We start from the raw sequence: 17,112 nt of genomic DNA on the forward strand, positions 1-17,112 counted from the left end.
GCATGCTAAATGTATATATATTAGTCAAAGTGATTAGTGCTATGCTCCGTTTTGCCTCTTTCGCTGCAGCCTTGTTGCTCAGCTTTTACAGCCAAGCCACGATCTATAAATGCATGATCGATAATGTTGCCACGTTTTCGCAGCAACCATGTGGTAAATATGCCGAAATAGTTAATATCACTCCACCACCCAAAACCAAGCTACCACCAGAAAAAACGCAAGAGACAAATGAGCTAAGTGTTGAAAACTTTCTCAAAACCAAAGAAGCTGATCGCGAAATTGAGCGCTTAAAACTAGAAAGTAAAGAATTACAAAAAAAGCAAAACGAGCGCATAAAAAAAGTGTACGAAATGACCCAAGATGCTGCAAATAGACTAGGTGCAGAATCGATCGATGATGCCATTAAAAAACAAAGTGAGCGCATCAATGCCTACTATAACAGCCAGTTAAGTATCATAAATAAGCAGATTGAAAAACTAGAAGAGAGTAAAAGGCTACTTACAGAGAAGCAAGACTTCTAACTTACCTAAACTGGTCAGACATGCTATAACAGGGTTTATTAAATTATTAAGGCCTTATGTAGCAATGCACATTCATACTTTAGAAGGTTATATTCAAAACATCTATTTGGTTGAATATCCAGACAAACTAATGCTGCTTGATGGCTGTTGCCGTGCCGATGTTGATACCGTGTTTGATTATATCACCGAGCAACTAAAGCGCCCTGTTACCGACCTAAAACTAATTGTAGTTACCCACATGCACCCAGATCATGCCGGTGGTGCGCATGCATTAAGAAAGTTAAGCGGTGGCAAAATAGCCACGTCGAATGCCCCTGGGCAATGGTATAGAGGTATTGATGGCTTCTTAATGCATTTAACCGATATCGCTTTGGCTTGGTGGGTTGCGGGGAGGTTAAATAAAAAACGCCACAACCTTTGGTACAACCGCCATCTCGATGCCGACTATTATCTTGCTACCGATGCAATTTTACCCGGCTTTGATGACTGGCAAGCACTTCACACCCCCGGTCATACCGACCGAGATATCAGCTTATACCATATTCCCAGCGAGAGAATTTACATTGCTGATTTACTGGTAAAAGTAAAAGGGCAGCTCGTGCCACCCTTTCCTGTTTTTTACCCAAAGCTGTATTTAAACTCTTTGTTGATGCTAAAAGCGCTGCAACCAAAACGAATTATGTTTGCCCACAGTAACGAAGTCGGTATTGATGACATCGACTTTGAGCAAATTTTAGCGCTGGTCCCCGAAAAACCAATGACGCACTGGCGCTCTGTCAAAGCAAAAGCTCGACAAGCACTTAACCTAATACCAACTCGCAATAACACTTAATTAAGCGTTTTGTTATAAAGCGCTTTTCACAGTCTTGATAAATGTATCAATATCCTGCTGATCATTATAAATATGAGCAGAGACTCTTAAACCCAAGTGACGCTCATCAACAGCGATATTCGCAGCTTCAAGCGCAGCTTTAACAGCCGCTTGTTGCTCGCCAAAATGCATAATGGCCGTTCCAGAGCATTTGTCAGCCTGTATCGGTGAGCGCATATAATCAGCTAATTGGTCATGAAACTGAGCGAGCATAGCTAAGTTATGAGCGCGTACTTTCTCAATCCCAAGCTCTGCAAAGTAATTAATACTATGGGATGCCAAAATATAAGGTGCAACTGAAGGGGTACCGCCCCAAAAGCGTAGCGCGGTTTGATGATAAGCAAAGTGCTTAATATCAAATTCAAACGGGTTTTGATGTGAAAACCAACCAACGTCTTTTGGCTGACAAAGAGATAGCTGCTTGCTGTTAACCCATAAATAAGCAGCACCAGGCCCACCGCATAGCCATTTTACACTCGAGCCCAGCATAAAATCGGCATCAAGCTTAGTTAAGTCGACCTCTAAAATACCCGCAGACTGCGCAACATCAAGTAAGCTCAATGTGTTGTGTTGTTTCGCGATATTTATAATTTCGTGAATAGGCGCTTGTTGACCCGTGTTTGAATAAACATGGCTAATAAAGACTAAATCAATATCATTTTTCGCTAAATATGACTGCCAAACCTGCGCATCGGTTAGGTCTTCATGCTTATCAATAAACACGATTTCAGTACTTTCCGGTAAGGCTTTTTGCATTGCAAAACCCATACTTGGAAAGTCACTTTCGGCCATCAACACTTTGCAATTTGCTTGTTGAAGTCGCGGGTGCGACATCAAAAGCTTGGTTAAACCGCTCGATAAGTTAACTTGTGGACAAAACAACTCACTGTGCGAGTTAAATAATTTAGCGAGACTACTCGTAAACGCCTCGACACCTTGTAACCACTGTTGCCATGGCTCTTTATTTTCATTTTGCCAAGCGGCAAAAAACTGCTGATGAAAATGCTGCTCAGCAGATTTTAAGGGGCGCCCAACAGAGTGGTTAAGTAAATAGCTGCCTTGTGGAATTACAAAATCGTCTTTATTCATTACTTAATCCACTGTTTTAACTTAGTTAAATCATCGAAACGGGTGCGAATATCATCCCGTTTTGCTGCCGCACGGCGATCACGTAACTGCTCTAATGAGTTAAGTAATACATGTAAAGGCGGTCCACTGGCAGTGACTTTATCCATATGTTGTTGCTGCATTTGCTGTGAAGGCTGCGCAATGTATTTACTAACCAATTGATTATGGTGACCAATCGCAGTATCACCATGCAGTTTGCACACTTGAATAAACAGCTTTAAGTTAGTTTGTAGCCACTCGCTATCGCGCTCAGCTTCTGCTGCTAAAAAGTCATCCATAATACTTGTCATACGCATACTTTCACGCAGAATCTGCTGATCTTCAGGCATCATATACAAGAATTTATCCACCAGCATTTGCGAGTAGCTAGGTTCATTGGCAAAACAAAGACCAAGCAATAAATCGATGACATTAATGCCCGCAAAATCACCGGCATTCGCACCACGATACACCTCTTTACCTACTCGATAAGGCTTGTAATACGGGCGTACACAATAGAAAAAACGGTCTGTATCGAGCTTGTTGTATAACGTATTGTTCGACTCAATTACATCAAGCAGTGCTTGCTTTGCCACGCCAAGTAAATCTGCCGTGATAGGGTGCGATATTCCTAACGGCTGAATTTTTAATAAAGCATCCGCTGCACGCTTATACGCTAAAATGCCCTTAGTATTATAATCAACAAAGATTTTCTCATCTTCAAGGTCAGTAAAGCGCTTATACAAACCATCAACCGCTTTGTTGTGGGTGGTTAAATGCGCCGTTGCAAAACGCGGGGTAACACCAATAGATGCACCGATGTGCATTGCCAATGCAGAGGCCTCAACAAGGGGTGAGCTTGTTTCACGAGAAGGCTCAGTGATCTCATGTCGACGGCATGCCGCCATATACAAGCCAACATTACCTAATAAGTCGAAGGCGTTATCAAACCCTTCATCGGTATTACCCTCTGCAAGTAAAGCACGAATATGCTCATTACCTTCTTGCTCTAATTGACGCTTAAGGTGCTCACCGACACCCTCTACATTCGCTTTATCGTCTTGTTGCCAATATAGTTTTTCTAGTTCGCTATTGATCTCAACAAAACGAGTGCGAAGCCAGCTATCAAATGCCTTGGTGTTCTCAGTCACAGGCTCACTCCAAAATAATTATATTGCGATAATGTTAACAGAGTTCAATGAGTGCTAATCGCCAAAATATAGACTAGAATCCACCTAGATTAGTGAAAATCACTCAAATTAAAATGAAATTAGATAAAAAAGACCAACAATTACTTAATGCTCTACAAGACAATGCAAGAACTTCTGTCTCAGATCTGGCACAGTCTGTTAGCCTGTCAGATACCCCTTGCCTGCGCCGCATTAAAAAGCTCGAATCAGCGAATGTGATCAGTGGTTACCATGCTGCAATTAATCCTAAAGCGGTTAATTTAAACGTGTCTGTGTATGCCTTTGTACGCTTAAACCAAAACTCAGTTGCCGCTGCTGAGCAATTTGAACAACAAGTAGCAAAACTTGAACATGTGCTTGAGTGCTCAGTTATTTCAGGTAGTTATGATTATCTACTCAAGATTGTTGCTACAGATTTAGAAAGCTATGAAAGCTTTGTGAAACATAAATTAGGTAGTATTGATTGTATTGCTAACATCGAGTCGACGGTGGTCTTAAAACAAGCATTCACTAAGCGCCATTTACCGCTAGCTTGACGCAGCTTGCTTGCAAATAAAACATAACTCGATAAGCTAAAAACAGGCTTTAAAAGGACGCTTAAAATATGAAATTCATAAACTTAGTTGCTATCTCTTTGGCCATCAGTGGACTATTTAGCAGCCCATTAATGGCACAGCAGCAAACCTGCCTTTCTCAGCTTGAAGACCAAGCTTTGATGATGAAAAGTAAGCGCGAAGGACTGTTTAGAGAGCCATTACCACGCAGCCATAGCACCTTTAGCTATAATATCGAGCAAGCATTTAGTGACTATTTAACCGCTGCTTACCTTGAAATTAGCAGTGAAAATCCGCGAGCGAACTTACCATGCCCAGTTTATACCGATACCTATCAGCAACTTGTTGCACAAGGTTCTCGACCTGCTAACGCAACAATTGCCGATTTAATTAGCCCATTCGAACTTAAACAGGCCGATAGCCGCAAAGCTGTACTTTTAATCCATGGTTTAACCGACTCTCCATTCACCTACCATGACCTTGCACAGGTGTATTATCAACAAGGTTATACAGTTCGCACAATTTTACTGCCGGGGCATGGTACTGCCGCAGCAGCTTTGCAAGAGGTTGATGCTGATGATTGGCGAAAAGCCAGTGTGTATGCCATTGAGCGCACATTAAAAGACTTTGATCAGGTAATATTAGGGGGCTACTCAACGGGTGCAGCACTGGTTGTTGATTACTTAACTCAAGCTCCTGTTGATAATAAAATTACTGCTGCGATGTTGTTTTCACCAGCAAGTGAGCCACACAATAAAAACGGTTGGTTAGCCAAATGGGTCGATGCAATTCCATTTGTTAATTGGATTGATAAAGACGCGGATCTGGATTTTGCTAAGTATGAGTCGTTTCCATTCAGTGCAGCCTCAGCTAGCCACGAAGCAATGAGCCGTATTAGCCTTGATGAGCTTCGTTATCGTCAACTGCCGAATGTCGCAATATTTAGCACCTTTAGTGATGTTGACACCACAATAGATAATCAAGCGACCTTTAAATTACTAGCTAAACTGCACGACCCAAAAGCGCGTAAAAATAACCAGCTTGATCGGCTAGTTTACTACGGTGACGACGATAATATTCCAGCCAACTTTCCTGCTGATTACCACATAATCCGTGATGACTGCGATACCGATGACTGTAAAAAGATCAAAGGGATGTCACACATTGGTATCGTTAATAAACCCAGTAACCCTTACTATGGCCGTAAAGCTTCGTATCGCAATTGCGGCAGCTACTTAGATGACGATAAACTTTATACAGCCTGCAAATACCAAAAAGACATCGTGATGGGTGAGCGCACAGCCGAAAATTTACAAGCACACAAACCCTTTGCACGACTCACGTTTAACCCTTATTTCGATAAGCTAGCTATGCATATAAACAACTTCATCAAAGATATAGAATCGGCTGCACAATGAGTGAGTTTAGTCACCGCTGGTTTAATCAAATAAGCGAGATTGATGTCGCACTTTGGCAGTCATTTTTTGATGATACACCCTTTACTGATCACGCTTTTTTAGCGGCTCTAGAACAAAGTGGCTGTGTGAGTAAAGAGTCGGGCTGGCAACCCATGCACTTAGCAATTTACCAGCAAGAACAGGTCATAGCCTTACTACCGGGGTATCTAAAACATCATTCTTATGGTGAATATGTATTTGACTGGGCTTGGGCTGAAGCTTATCAACAGCATGGCTTAGAATATTACCCTAAATGGCTGTGTGGCGTACCATTCACGCCTATTGCAGGGCAAAGAGTTAGTATTAACTATGTAGCCCCCGCTGAAGTCTTTGCTTACATTCAGCACATACTCACAGCAACAGCAGCGCAGTTAGGCTGGTCAGGTTGGCATATAAATTTTTGCCACCAGCAACAAGCTACTGCATTAACTAGCGACACCGTAATGCAACGTCATGGCGTGCAGTTTCAGTGGTTTAATGAAGACTATAAATGCTTTGATGATTTTTTAGCTTCACTCACCGCAAGAAAGCGTAAATCGCTCAAAAAAGAACGCGCTAAAATAACTGAACAACAGATAGTCATAGAATGGCTCGAAGGTACTGACATCAGCAAGCAGCACATGCAGCAATTTAGTCATTTTTACCGCCAAACCTATTTGAAGCGCTCAGGTCACAATGGTTATTTGAATACCGCCTTTTTCGAATTATTACAGCAGAGCATGGCCGACAAACTGGTGTTAATGTTCGCTAAGTATCAAGGAGAGGTGATTGCCGCCACACTCAGTTTTAAAGATAAGAATTGTTTATATGGTCGTTACTGGGGAACAAATTATGAGCTTGATAGTTTGCACTTTGAGCTTTGCTACTATCAAGGAATTGAGTACTGCATTGCCAACAAACTTAAACAGTTCCACTCTGGCGCGCAAGGTGAGCATAAAATAAGTCGCGGATTTAAGCCCGTATATACCTATTCACTGCATCATATTCAGCACGGTGATTTTGCAGCAGCCATTAATGATTTTATTCGCAGAGAACGCCAACATATGGCGCTCTATAAAGCACAATGCGAAAGCTTACTGCCGTTTAAACAGCAATAATTGGTTGTTCGCTGGCATTTGCACATCTTCAACAAAGGTTAAGCCTGCTTGCTCTGCAAGTTGGCAAATCGCTTCAAAATCACGAATTGCACTATTAGCATCTTGCTGTTTTAAAAAAGCATCAAACTCAGCATTACTGGCACTGGTATACTTACCTTGATACTTAAATGGCCCATAAATACATAACTTTCCTTTAGGCGCTAAATGCTTTGCTACCCCTTGAAAAAAGCGCTCCACCAGTGGCCAACTAATAATGTGCATCGTATTCGCGGTGAAAATAGCATTCACTTTATCAACTGGCCAAGGATCATTAAGATCGAGTGTGAGTGGTGCATGCAAGTTAGTTAGTGCAGCTTCTTGATGCCATTGTAATATCCCTGGGTGATTAACCTCACGATCACTACAATGCCACTGCAAGTGTGCTAAATGCGTTGCAAAATGCACGCTATGTTGCCCGGTACCTGAGCCAACCTCTAATACATTCGTTACATCAGAAAAGAACTCTTTTAATACCTTTAAAATAGGTGACTTATTGTTTTCACAGGCTTGAGAGAAGGGTTTATCCATACAAATTAATGCACCATGTTTGGTAATTAGTGCACAACAGTAAAGCAAAAATAATCACTAAAGTCGCGGGTAATTTATTAGATAAAAATATAAAAACAACAAATTCAAAAGCTTATGTGTTTTTGTCAATATTGGTACAGCTTATGCTATTTCATAAGTGAATTAATCAATAGGAGCAACATTATGTATATCTCACCCTACACAGCTGTAGATGCAGCACTTGCAGCCAGCGAACGTGCTGAAAGCGAAAAAGCCGCCTTAACTAGTTGTGACGACAGAGCAACCGTTATCGACCTTCTTTCTCAATGTAACAAAGAAAATGTACAGGCGCCGAAAAAACATGAAACAGACCAGATTTTTATTCTCGGCTACAATTAATCACACACAGTTAATCCATTCAGTCTTAGCTTCACTAGATAAGACTTGCACTAAAACCGATTAGCTGTAATGATAACTATTATCATTACAGCTAATCGGTTTTTCTATGCACTCTCACAATGCTATGCTCCAGTATCAGCGGCAAATGAAATGTGTTTGCCAAAGACCAGGGCTACATGCCCCAGCACTTGTTGCTAACTATGTTGAAGCGGGTTTGAACATTGCACGCTATTACGAAAAACATCACAACTTTATTTTGCAAGAGCTGTATCTAAGACGCACCTTTCATGAACTACTTGAAAAGATGTGTGATTCATTAGTGCATAATGCAATTCGTAAACAATGTTTGGCCCAGCTTTATAAACCGCAACTTGCGCTAAAGCGTTACTACAAAACTCATAACTGTATTGAAAAGTATTTCAGTTTGGAGCGAGAAGCGTGCCTTCTCAGCCAAGAATTTAACCCGATTTAGGAGTGTTTATGAGCCAATTTAGAACCGAATCAGATAGCATGGGTGAACTACAAGTCCCTGCCAATGCTTTGTATCAAGCTCAAACGCAACGTGCTATCAATAATTTTAAAATTAGTGGCTTAGCCATGCCTAAGCAATTTATCACCGCCCTTGCCTACATTAAACAAGCTGCCGCGCAAAGCAATGCAGCTTTAGGCCATTTGAGCCAAGGTAAAGCAAAAGCAATTGAGCAAGCATGCCAAGAGATCATCGACGGTAAACATTTTTCAGAGTTTCCGGTTGATGTATTTCAGACCGGCTCAGGTACTAGCTCAAATATGAATGCCAATGAAGTTATTGCAACACTAGCGAGTAAATTTGCTGGCGAAACCATTCACCCCAACGATGATGTGAACATGGGACAAAGCTCAAATGATGTGATCCCTACTGCGATTGCAGTAAGTAGCGCCATTAACATCATTTATGAACTATTTCCTAAACTCGATAAACTCAGTCAAAGCCTTCAAAACAAACAAGCCGAAGTGGGCCATATTGTTAAAACTGGCCGCACTCATTTAATGGATGCAATGCCTGTGAGTTTTGCACAAACATTGGCTGCATGGCAGTTACAAGTGGATCATGCAATGGCTGGGATTCGCCAAGCACTTGAGCGAGTTTGTGAACTTGCGCAAGGTGGCACAGCCGTAGGTACCGGTATTAATGCCGACCCTGCGTTTGCCGGTGAGTTTTGCCAACACTTGAGTGAGAATGTCGGTATTCGCTTTAGCCCAAGCAAAAACTTCTTTTACAACATAGGATCACAAGACGCCATTGTTGCGCTGTCAGGTCAGCTAAAGGTACTTGCCGTAGCACAAATGAAAATAGCCAATGACTTACGCTGGATGAACTCAGGCCCTCTTGCTGGCCTTGGTGAAATTGAGCTTGAGGCTTTACAACCGGGCTCATCAATTATGCCGGGTAAAGTAAATCCAGTGATCCCTGAAGCGGCCGCTATGGTCAGCGCACAAGTAATTGGCAATGACGCGACTATTACAGTGGCTGGTCAAGCGGGTAACTTTGAGCTCAATGTAATGCTACCTGTGATTGCCTTAAACATTTTGCAAAGTATTGAACTGCTGGCGAATAGCAGTGAAGCACTGGCAGATAAAGCGATTGCCAGCTTTAAAGTAAACCAAAGCAATGTTGATAAAGCGCTCGCTAAAAACCCAATTTTGGTTACTGCGCTTAATCCGGTGATCGGCTATAGCAAAGCCGCAAAAATTGCCAAATTAGCTTATCAAGAAGGTCGTCCTATTATTGATGTTGCTGCAGAGCACACTGATATTTCGCGCGAAGAATTGAGTGAATTACTTGACCCTGCCAAACTAACCCAAGGTGGTTTATAGAACTTTTATCTTACTGTAGCTCTGTGAATACAGAGCTACTTACTGAAAGCTAACGTTTTTATTGCTCCACTTTGAGCAATGTGTATGATAGTGAGTACTTATTCAACGATTTTTAGGTATGTTATGCGCTATCCTCTATTGGCAATTTTATTTCCTGTGTTATTAACTGCGTGTTCGGACAATAATGAGCAAGCCGAATCAACGGCAACCAGCAATAAACTTGTCGAGGCGCCAAAAGCCGTTGAAATAAAAAACGCTGAAGAAGTGAGCAAAGCAGCCCCAGATAAAGCCACTATTAGCTCTGCCCACGAACAACTTAAACAGCTAATCGATGATCCAAGCTGTGATAACAGCAGCCAATGTAAAGTATTACCTGTTGGTAGTCGCGCCTGTGGTGGGCCAAGTAGCTTCATTGTTTATTCAAGCAAAACAGCTAACACTGCTGAGGTTGAAAAACTTGCAAAAGACATCACCGCCCTTGAAAAGCAATTTAACGCAGCAAACGACATGATGAGTATTTGTCAGCATCTAACCGCACCGGGTGCGCAGTGTTCTGAGAATACTTGTGTTAGAATCGAAGGCTCAGCGGCAAGTGTATACTAAGGAATAAGCAATAATGGTTCGTTCATCGACTTTTAAGAAACTTTTCATCACCACAACTGTGTTAGCAAGTATTGCTTTAACTGGTTGTGAAACAACAACGTCAGGTAGTTCTGCACGCGTTGATTTAGGTGATTTAAATGATCAGCTGAACGATATCGTTAGTAATAATAGCTGTAATGCAAGCTTTCAATGTAAGGTGTTAGAAGTCGGTGAACGAGCATGTGGTGGCCCAAGTCGCTATGTGGTCTATTCAACGTTAAACACCGCACAAGAACAAGCGGAGCAACTTGCAGAGCGAATTACAGCGGCTGAGAAGTCATCTGAGCAAGCATTAACCGTTAACGATTGCTCGCCAGTCCTGCCGGTACAATCGCTGTGTATTTCACAGCAGTGCCAAGCAATCGAGATTAAGTAAACAATGCAATAAGGCCGGATACTATCACCACGCTGATGATACAAATCCCGGCCTTATAAATGTACTTTACCTGCATTGTATTATGCACCCAGTAAGCGTAAATGTAGCGAACAAAGTAACTTGCTGCAGTGCCAAATAATGCAAAAATAACTAAATACGCAAGTAAAATAATATCCAAAGTCATGTCACTTCTTTAAAACATCTAGTCTCAGTGTAAGGGCTTAAAGAAGTAAAGGCAAAACCTTAGCTTTTTTTACTGTGCGCAATGAGTAGTTCTGCCACACGCTGTTTCACAGCTCGCTTATCATCAGCAGCAACACCAAACCGCTCAGCCAATAAGGCAATTTCTTCATCATTTAAGTTAAACGATAAACGCTGTCTGGTTTTTTTCGACTTAACGTCGAGCTCCAAAATCTTACGGATCATATCTGATGGCGTAAGCTCTTGGTCAATAGCTTGCTTCTTAATTGATTTTTGCACTTCAGAGCTTAAATCAAACGCCATTTGTGTGGCTCTAACTGCTTGTTCCTGACGCTGCCACTTAGCTTTTGCATCACTCACTTGGCATCCCCAGGAAATAAGTCAACAATATCGCTAATTGGTCTGGTTAACGTCAGTGATACCTCTGTTTCACCGCCTTCCCAAATTTCAATATTTAAACTATGCGATTCATCATCAGAGCTTAAACAGATCATTTCACACGGCTCACCGCCCTCGTCTTCATAGCGAGGTAAAGGCTTATTGCGGTAGTCCTTATTATGGAAATAACACACATAAGGTGCTTCTGTTTGTTTGTAGCTCGATGCCAAAAAGTGACTAAAACGTTCTGGGCTATTTTGTACATTAATTGCCGTTAATTCGTCTTCATCAAAAATACGAGCGAACTCATCGAGAGTAAAAATTTCATCAACATCATCGCGTTGAATTTTGATCGCAAAGTGTGCCCACTGTTCACCGTCATCTGACTCGATTTGCAAAAACACCACTTGGCCAGATTCGCTTTCGAGTACCAACTCATACTCTGCACTACGTTGATACTGATACGTTTGCACATCAGTAACTCGCAAAGTCTGTCCTTTTAACCAGCTTGGGTAAGCAAACGAATCAATCACAGTTAACATATCACCAACGAGTAATTGGCTTGGATCAGTAAGCTGACGCTCTGGAGCTTTTTTAGATTTAAAAAAGTTAAACATTGGCTGACTCCTTGTTGAAGTAAAAAAGGTAACCCAGTGCGTGGGTTACCTTTTGTCTTTCCGTTAACTGATTAGCTATTTTGTTTTGCTTTAATACGCGCCAAAATATCCGCGCTTTTCGGGCTCGTATCACCAATACCCGCTTCAGCCATTTTCGCTTTTAAATCATCGCCGTTAGTGTCAGCTTCTAATTGCTTAGCCGCACCTAACTGGTCTTGGCGGTCTTGCTGGCGTTGTTTAATACGCTCTAGAGACTCACGTGCTGATGTCATTGATGAGCTATTCGTATTTAGCGTGCTGTTTACAGCCATTGTTGCTTGCTGCACACTTTCTGTCGTTTTAACCATTGTTAATTGACGTTGGTTTTCTTTAATCGACTTTTCAGCTTCTTTAACTTGCTGCTTTAGTTGCACAATGTGGTTACTAAAACCAGCTAACACTTCTTCGTGCTCTGCTTTTTCAGCTTCAAAATCACCGATTTTTTCAGCAATTTCTAATGCTAGCGCTTCGTTGCCTTTTTCAAGCGCTTGGCCTGCATACGCTTCATGTTCAGCAATTGATGCATCTAGTGCGCTAATTTTACGTTTCGTTTGCATCTCTTTTGCCATTACTTCAGTCAGGCTTTTTTTTGCACGTTGTAAGGCATTTTGTGCATCAGCAATTTCTTGTTCAAAGATACGGATACCGTTTGCATCAACAATTGCTTGTCCAGCTTCACGAGCGCCACCACGTACAGCTGTAAATAGTTTCTTTAAAATACTCATAATCTTAACTCCAGAAATTGCTAATTAATCGTTTAAATAAATGGTCACGGCTTCAAGCGCATCAATCGCATTGTCTGCCAGTGTTACCAACTCATGGGTAATATCATCAAACGATGAATTAACCGATAAGGCGCCAAAAATAGCGTACTTATCATCAATTTTTGCAAATGCGCTTAATGGAATTGGTACATTTAAACGTAGTAACGTTTCGTTTAACTCATTACGCATATCTGCTTGTACTTCGTCTTCAGCAAACAGGTAGCTAATACACAGTAATTGCTCTTCTGTTTGAGTAACAAAGATAGGTAACTCATCATTCCCATCGACGATAACTTGTAACACATCTTGCTCACCTTCGTTGGCAATCAAGAAAGACTCAAAGCTCACACCTTCCGTTTCAAAAGAAGCCAGTTTGATTGATAGTTCATTTAATTCCATGTCTCACCTTTTTACGTTTTGACATATTATGTCTGAGTTAAGATTTGCATAGCCGACATATTATGTCAACTATAAAATATCAATTTTTGTACAATTCGGTTTCAACTTGCCACGCTTGACGGTAATAATCATATAAGGTTCCAGAACCTAATCTATTGACTTCAATCGTGTTTACTTGTTCAAAAAAATGATTCGGAAATACAAAAGAAGCCAATAAATATTCTTTACTTACCCAACGAGATGGCACGGGTAATTCGTTAATTTCACGAATTCGCTGACTTGCTGATTTGCCAGCAGTGGTCGCGATTGTCCAACCCCATTGACCAAACGAAGGAATATTTTGCTGGTATTGCTCAACATAACCAAAACCAGCTGCTTTCATTGTTTTAGCAATACTCAAAAATGCTTTCTTCGCATGATAAGGCGATGTTGATTGCACAGCCACAGCCCCGTCAGGCGCCAATAGCTGACGCACATGATTATAAAAATAATCACTGTACATCTTATTGAGATCAGGGTGATTAGGGTCTGGTAGGTCAATCAAAATAGTGTCAAAACGCTCACCTTTAGCAAGCATTGCTTCGACTTCTAAAAATGCATCTGCAATACGAATATCAGCGCGAGGATCGCTCATAGAGTGATTATTAAGGGTTGTTAAACGTGTTCTGATCTCTTCTGGCGCATCATAGTCACCTACATCATTGCCAAATAAATTTAACAGTTGACCATCTAAATCCACCAAGGTGACATGCTTTACAGGCCACTTCAAAACATCACGAAGTGCCAACCCGTCACCACCGCCGATGATCAGTACACGGTCGTGGCGATTTGAAGCCAACATGGCAGGATAGACAAGCATTGAATGATAAATTTGCTCATCCACACTTGAGAACTGTAAACGGCCATTTAGATAAAGATCAGTAATTGCATTCGGCTGATTGCGACTCAAACGCTCAGTTAACACCAAGTGCTGATACTTAGTTGCTTGCGAGTAGATGACTTTATCTTTGTATAAAACATTACTTAGGTTTTTCATCCAGCTAGTGCCAAGCACAAGCACAAACGCAAAAAACACCAACAACAGTCCATGACAAATTAACAGTAGCTTAGCGAAGCGAACATGTTGATGATAGCGCCATAAGAACACGAGACCGGCAATAATATTAAATAATGCCGTCCAAGCTGCTGCTTGCATAATTGGCATCGCGAGCATAATACTCACCCAAATAGCAGCACCGACACCGGCACCAATATAATCTGCCCCGTAAATGGTACCCGCATTGTTTTCTAAAAAGCGCCCGTAGACTTGCTGACGAATACGCGCAATTAGCGGGATCTCCATACCGATTAATAGCCCAAGTAATAGACCAAACACATAGGGCAAGAAACGCGACCACTCTTGCAGCTTTTCAAACACGTAGCCGTTAAGTACGGTATCTGGAGGCAGGTTAAAAATTTCAGAGAAGATATGTGGTAATGAATAACTCACAGCGATAACACTCGCAATCGCTAAAATACAGCCCATGCCGACCAAAGCAATAATGCTCTCAAGCCAAGCAAAAGCAGTAAATGCATCTTTAAACCAACGCGCTAAAAATGCACCGATACCCATAGCGACAATCATGGTGCCAATCATGGCATAAATGGCACTCTCGACCGAGCCTAAGACACGACCTGCATAATGAGATAGAAGGTATTCATAAATAAGGCCGCACCCAGCGAGTACGGCCATAACAGTTATTAATAGGAAATCATGCCCAAGTAGATTTGCTCTACTTGGGGCGCTTGTTGTAGTAGACACTAATTAGGCACCTAACAAGGTTGCCATAGTCGAACCAATCGCAAATGAAACCGCTGCTGAAATAGCGGCTACACCTACGTTCTTCTGACGGTTCACTTCGTCTGAAATATCACATCCAGATAGGATGATTTTGATAGTCACTAAGTGTAGTAAAATGAAGGCAACTAAACTTACCGCTGCACTTAATGCCCAGTAACCTAAACTAGCTAAAATATTGTCAGCCGCATAAGGAGCAATACCTGATGCAGCAGTTAATGCCAATGCACTTCCCACTAAAAAGCCAGCATAACGAATACCTACCGCTAAGTTACCGTCAATAACCGCCTGTTGTAAGCAGTCACCACTGCGATTAGTGCGCTTGAATAACTGCACTCGATATTGGCTGATCAGTAGCATCGCAATGCTGCCAATTGCAAAGGCCGCGATCACGATTGGAATACCATGCCAGCCTTCGGTTGCCACCCAAAATAAAGCTGAGCGAATCACAATAGCGACACTCACTACATGACCAAAATCAATCAGTGCCGCAGTTGCGTTACCTTTTACGATTTCGTCATGCAGACTCACTTTACGAAGCGCTACCTTGTCTTGGAAGAAATGACCAAGCTTAATAAGCACAATTGCCATCACACCATAACCTAGCATTTGTAATGCTTCTTGTTGCAAGGTCGGTGCAAATGAGCCGCTGCTTACACCACTAAGAACAATTGCAAGTGCCACAAGCCCCGCAGCAAAGCTAATACCAAAAGCAAAATTGTCACGCTCAGTTATTTCATCATTAGCGTGCAAGTTAGACACCCAGCCTTTGATAAATTTTAGGCTGACAAATAAAGCGATAATGATTGCAAAGTCGATTGCTAAAGCTTGCAACGACCAAGTTGTTATTCCATTAAATTCATACATATGTTGTAACTCCGGTGGTTATTCTTTTCACTACTTACCGCGGCTAATGCCACGTGATGTTCTGCTCGAGCTGTTGCGTAATGACCCAGAGCTTTTACTGTAACTACTGCTAGAAGCATAGCTACTACGTGTGCGTGGCGGCGTATAGCTGCTACGGCTTAATCCAGATGCACCACTGCGCTTAGTGGCATACGGACTAGTGAATTGTTTACCTTGGCGTTGATAAGACTGACGAGTTCGCGTCTCTACAGTCTGTTGTGCTTTAATCTGTTTTGGACTCGAATAACGGTAACGGCCATAGTCATTGTAATAACTGTACTTTCTATGACGGCTCCAGCGACCATATTCAACTCGGTCAAATACATCACCCAACATGCGATACATTCCATACCAAACCCAAAAGCTGGTACCGCTGCTATTTGTTTGCCACTGCCCATAGTTAGGGTTGCCAACTAATTGGTTACCAACGCTTTCACCTTCAGCTGCTTCACTAATTGCACCAACCCGCGCTAGTGAGCCCTGCGACATATCGGCAAGCATATTAATAGGATCAGTCAGCGCATCCTGAAATAAAGATGGCTTGGCAGCATCACGAATAAGATCAAGTTGATGAAGGGTATCTTCATAAGGGGGTATTAGATAAGTAGACTTAACATCTGCTAAACGTTGTTTAAGACCTGTATAGATAGCCCCTTCACGAGTGGCATCAAGACTAATTACTCGCGCGATCTCAGAAAGTTGCGGCTGCTGCTCAGCAAGCACCTGTCCGTATTGTTTAAGTATCGTCGCATTACGCAAAGAGCCATTATCAAGCGCTGTACCAAGCTGATTTAATTCAACCTCAGCTTTTTCTATGGATTGTTGTATTGTTTGTTTAAGCTGCTCTTCTTTCGACTCACAGCCCATAAGCAAGCTTACCAAACAAAACAGGCTAATAAGTTTCCAAGCTTTTATTTGAGACATTCATGTCACCTGATTGTGGTTTAAAAACGCAAATAGTTTTACATAGCTCAGGTACTAAACCAAGATTAAAATTGCAACAAAGGGTAAATTGGGTCGTGAATTGCTAGTTAGAAAGGGGAAAGTTTAAAGCCTGGCGTAGGTTGGGTAGAGCGAAGCGAAACCCAACACAGAGCTATCAGCTTTCAGCCTTCAGCGATCAGCCGCGCGGTGGAGATGTTTGGTGCTGCGCCTTCCTCTAACGAAGGCTCTAGGTTCTAGGCAAAGTGTACTTGTAGGTATGGCTTTAGCCGTGAATGTGTTTGTTCTGGTCTGAATTCGGCACTGAAGTGCCTCCTACGGGGGTTGTTGCTGAAGGTGACTCTGTACTAAACAACCACACAGTTCAACTTTACCCTTGCTAACTTGTAACTAGCTAACTCGTGTTGGGTTT

At 42.0% G+C, this 17,112-nt stretch carries 21 protein-coding genes; 10 read left to right on the plus strand and 11 right to left on the minus strand.

From position 1 onward, the window contains the following. Positions 1 to 41 precede the first annotated feature (41 nt). Positions 42 to 521, plus strand: a complete 480-nt coding sequence (locus tag ACSFVZ_RS14640) for a hypothetical protein (RefSeq protein ID WP_435559139.1) — start codon at positions 42 to 44, stop codon at positions 519 to 521. A gap of 64 nt (positions 522 to 585) precedes the next feature. Next, a complete protein-coding gene (locus ACSFVZ_RS14645) occupies positions 586 to 1,353 on the plus strand; it encodes an MBL fold metallo-hydrolase (RefSeq protein ID WP_435559140.1) in 768 nt (255 codons plus the stop codon). A gap of 12 nt (positions 1,354 to 1,365) precedes the next feature. Here ACSFVZ_RS14645 and ACSFVZ_RS14650 read toward each other — a convergent pair whose 3' ends face one another. Beyond that, positions 1,366 to 2,481, minus strand: coding sequence for an aminotransferase class V-fold PLP-dependent enzyme (locus ACSFVZ_RS14650; protein ID WP_435559141.1), 1,116 nt, complete (start codon positions 2,479 to 2,481; stop codon positions 1,366 to 1,368). Next, the gene (locus ACSFVZ_RS14655; protein WP_435559142.1) at positions 2,481 to 3,650 is read right to left on the minus strand and encodes a PrnB family protein; all 1,170 of its coding nucleotides are present in this window, start codon (positions 3,648 to 3,650) and stop codon (positions 2,481 to 2,483) included. The genes ACSFVZ_RS14650 and ACSFVZ_RS14655 overlap by 1 nt, the downstream gene beginning before the upstream one ends. Positions 3,651 to 3,763: 113 nt before the next feature. Between ACSFVZ_RS14655 and ACSFVZ_RS14660 the strand changes: the two genes are divergently transcribed. From ACSFVZ_RS14660 to ACSFVZ_RS14670, 3 genes are all read left to right on the plus strand, one after another. Next, entirely contained in the window at positions 3,764 to 4,225 is a 462-nt protein-coding gene (locus ACSFVZ_RS14660; RefSeq protein WP_138557897.1) for an Lrp/AsnC family transcriptional regulator, read from the plus strand. A gap of 68 nt (positions 4,226 to 4,293) precedes the next feature. After that, a complete protein-coding gene (locus ACSFVZ_RS14665) occupies positions 4,294 to 5,661 on the plus strand; it encodes an alpha/beta hydrolase (RefSeq protein ID WP_421967891.1) in 1,368 nt (455 codons plus the stop codon). Further along, the gene (locus tag ACSFVZ_RS14670) at positions 5,658 to 6,797 is read left to right on the plus strand and encodes a GNAT family N-acetyltransferase (RefSeq protein WP_435559143.1); all 1,140 of its coding nucleotides are present in this window, start codon (positions 5,658 to 5,660) and stop codon (positions 6,795 to 6,797) included. The genes ACSFVZ_RS14665 and ACSFVZ_RS14670 overlap by 4 nt, the downstream gene beginning before the upstream one ends. Here the strand turns inward: ACSFVZ_RS14670 and ACSFVZ_RS14675 are convergent. After that, entirely contained in the window at positions 6,774 to 7,364 is a 591-nt protein-coding gene (locus ACSFVZ_RS14675; RefSeq protein ID WP_138557900.1) for a DUF938 domain-containing protein, read from the minus strand. The two genes, ACSFVZ_RS14670 and ACSFVZ_RS14675, sit on opposite strands and share 24 nt — an antisense overlap. Before the next feature lie 183 nt (positions 7,365 to 7,547). On the opposite strand from ACSFVZ_RS14675, the gene ACSFVZ_RS14680 reads away from it, so the two are divergent. The 5 genes from ACSFVZ_RS14680 (at position 7,548) to ACSFVZ_RS14700 (ending at position 10,617) form a co-directional block, all read left to right on the plus strand. Further along, on the plus strand, positions 7,548 to 7,742 hold the full coding sequence (locus ACSFVZ_RS14680; protein WP_054554610.1) for a hypothetical protein: 195 nt from the start codon (positions 7,548 to 7,550) through the stop codon (positions 7,740 to 7,742). Between the two features lie 106 nt (positions 7,743 to 7,848). Next, positions 7,849 to 8,214: a hypothetical protein gene (locus ACSFVZ_RS14685; protein ID WP_167658784.1), complete on the plus strand. Its 366-nt coding sequence runs from the start codon at positions 7,849 to 7,851 to the stop codon at positions 8,212 to 8,214. A gap of 8 nt (positions 8,215 to 8,222) precedes the next feature. Beyond that, a complete protein-coding gene (locus ACSFVZ_RS14690; protein ID WP_135923119.1) occupies positions 8,223 to 9,599 on the plus strand; it encodes a class II fumarate hydratase in 1,377 nt (458 codons plus the stop codon). Positions 9,600 to 9,722: 123 nt separating this feature from the next. Next, complete coding sequence (locus ACSFVZ_RS14695; protein ID WP_135923118.1) at positions 9,723 to 10,202, plus strand: hypothetical protein; 480 nt, start codon at positions 9,723 to 9,725, stop codon at positions 10,200 to 10,202. A gap of 13 nt (positions 10,203 to 10,215) precedes the next feature. Next, a complete protein-coding gene (locus ACSFVZ_RS14700) occupies positions 10,216 to 10,617 on the plus strand; it encodes a hypothetical protein (protein ID WP_138557902.1) in 402 nt (133 codons plus the stop codon). Here the strand turns inward: ACSFVZ_RS14700 and ACSFVZ_RS14705 are convergent. The 8 genes from ACSFVZ_RS14705 to ACSFVZ_RS14740 form a co-directional block, all read right to left on the minus strand. Then, positions 10,610 to 10,795: a hypothetical protein gene (locus tag ACSFVZ_RS14705; protein WP_054554683.1), complete on the minus strand. Its 186-nt coding sequence runs from the start codon at positions 10,793 to 10,795 to the stop codon at positions 10,610 to 10,612. The genes ACSFVZ_RS14700 and ACSFVZ_RS14705 overlap by 8 nt on opposite strands. Before the next feature lie 65 nt (positions 10,796 to 10,860). Further along, positions 10,861 to 11,178, minus strand: a complete 318-nt coding sequence (locus ACSFVZ_RS14710; RefSeq protein WP_063700569.1) for a hypothetical protein — start codon at positions 11,176 to 11,178, stop codon at positions 10,861 to 10,863. Then, the gene (locus tag ACSFVZ_RS14715; RefSeq protein ID WP_135923116.1) at positions 11,175 to 11,813 is read right to left on the minus strand and encodes a DUF4178 domain-containing protein; all 639 of its coding nucleotides are present in this window, start codon (positions 11,811 to 11,813) and stop codon (positions 11,175 to 11,177) included. The genes ACSFVZ_RS14710 and ACSFVZ_RS14715 overlap by 4 nt, the downstream gene beginning before the upstream one ends. 71 nt (positions 11,814 to 11,884) lie before the next feature. After that, on the minus strand, positions 11,885 to 12,577 hold the full coding sequence (locus ACSFVZ_RS14720; protein ID WP_135923115.1) for a PspA/IM30 family protein: 693 nt from the start codon (positions 12,575 to 12,577) through the stop codon (positions 11,885 to 11,887). A 24-nt stretch (positions 12,578 to 12,601) separates the two neighbouring features. Further along, positions 12,602 to 13,015 (minus strand): YjfI family protein, encoded by a 414-nt coding sequence (locus ACSFVZ_RS14725; RefSeq protein ID WP_063700564.1) that lies wholly within the window; start codon positions 13,013 to 13,015, stop codon positions 12,602 to 12,604. 79 nt (positions 13,016 to 13,094) lie between these two features. After that, positions 13,095 to 14,747 carry a polyamine aminopropyltransferase gene (locus ACSFVZ_RS14730; protein WP_244667088.1) on the minus strand — a complete coding sequence of 551 codons (1,653 nt, stop codon included), beginning with the start codon at positions 14,745 to 14,747 and terminating at the stop codon, positions 13,095 to 13,097. 72 nt (positions 14,748 to 14,819) lie between these two features. Further along, positions 14,820 to 15,719, minus strand: a complete 900-nt coding sequence (locus tag ACSFVZ_RS14735) for a DUF350 domain-containing protein (RefSeq protein WP_435559144.1) — start codon at positions 15,717 to 15,719, stop codon at positions 14,820 to 14,822. Between the two features lie 30 nt (positions 15,720 to 15,749). Continuing rightward, the gene (locus tag ACSFVZ_RS14740) at positions 15,750 to 16,682 is read right to left on the minus strand and encodes a CHAD domain-containing protein (protein ID WP_135923112.1); all 933 of its coding nucleotides are present in this window, start codon (positions 16,680 to 16,682) and stop codon (positions 15,750 to 15,752) included. Between the last annotated feature and the right edge of the window lie 430 nt (positions 16,683 to 17,112).

The sequence above is a fragment of the Pseudoalteromonas nanhaiensis genome, from assembly GCF_051235485.1.
Taxonomy (GTDB): Bacteria; Pseudomonadota; Gammaproteobacteria; order Enterobacterales; family Alteromonadaceae; genus Pseudoalteromonas; species Pseudoalteromonas lipolytica_C.

Bases quoted from the DNA above. Each gene is read 5' to 3' on its own strand.
- ACSFVZ_RS14640 (WP_435559139.1), top strand. From the start codon at position 42: ATGCTCCGTTTTGCCTCTTTCGCTGCAGCCTTGTTGCTCAGCTTTTAC.
- ACSFVZ_RS14645 (WP_435559140.1), top strand. From the start codon at position 586: ATGCACATTCATACTTTAGAAGGTTATATTCAAAACATCTATTTGGTT.
- ACSFVZ_RS14650 (WP_435559141.1), bottom strand. From the start codon at position 2,481: ATGAATAAAGACGATTTTGTAATTCCACAAGGCAGCTATTTACTTAAC.
- ACSFVZ_RS14660 (WP_138557897.1), top strand. From the start codon at position 3,764: ATGAAATTAGATAAAAAAGACCAACAATTACTTAATGCTCTACAAGAC.
- ACSFVZ_RS14665 (WP_421967891.1), top strand. From the start codon at position 4,294: ATGAAATTCATAAACTTAGTTGCTATCTCTTTGGCCATCAGTGGACTA.
- ACSFVZ_RS14670 (WP_435559143.1), top strand. From the start codon at position 5,658: ATGAGTGAGTTTAGTCACCGCTGGTTTAATCAAATAAGCGAGATTGAT.
- ACSFVZ_RS14675 (WP_138557900.1), bottom strand. From the start codon at position 7,364: ATGGATAAACCCTTCTCTCAAGCCTGTGAAAACAATAAGTCACCTATT.
- ACSFVZ_RS14680 (WP_054554610.1), top strand. From the start codon at position 7,548: ATGTATATCTCACCCTACACAGCTGTAGATGCAGCACTTGCAGCCAGC.
- ACSFVZ_RS14685 (WP_167658784.1), top strand. From the start codon at position 7,849: ATGCACTCTCACAATGCTATGCTCCAGTATCAGCGGCAAATGAAATGT.
- ACSFVZ_RS14690 (WP_135923119.1), top strand. From the start codon at position 8,223: ATGAGCCAATTTAGAACCGAATCAGATAGCATGGGTGAACTACAAGTC.
- ACSFVZ_RS14695 (WP_135923118.1), top strand. From the start codon at position 9,723: ATGCGCTATCCTCTATTGGCAATTTTATTTCCTGTGTTATTAACTGCG.
- ACSFVZ_RS14700 (WP_138557902.1), top strand. From the start codon at position 10,216: ATGGTTCGTTCATCGACTTTTAAGAAACTTTTCATCACCACAACTGTG.
- ACSFVZ_RS14715 (WP_135923116.1), bottom strand. From the start codon at position 11,813: ATGTTTAACTTTTTTAAATCTAAAAAAGCTCCAGAGCGTCAGCTTACT.
- ACSFVZ_RS14720 (WP_135923115.1), bottom strand. From the start codon at position 12,577: ATGAGTATTTTAAAGAAACTATTTACAGCTGTACGTGGTGGCGCTCGT.
- ACSFVZ_RS14725 (WP_063700564.1), bottom strand. From the start codon at position 13,015: ATGGAATTAAATGAACTATCAATCAAACTGGCTTCTTTTGAAACGGAA.
- ACSFVZ_RS14730 (WP_244667088.1), bottom strand. From the start codon at position 14,747: ATGGCCGTACTCGCTGGGTGCGGCCTTATTTATGAATACCTTCTATCT.
- ACSFVZ_RS14735 (WP_435559144.1), bottom strand. From the start codon at position 15,719: ATGTATGAATTTAATGGAATAACAACTTGGTCGTTGCAAGCTTTAGCA.
- ACSFVZ_RS14740 (WP_135923112.1), bottom strand. From the start codon at position 16,682: ATGTCTCAAATAAAAGCTTGGAAACTTATTAGCCTGTTTTGTTTGGTA.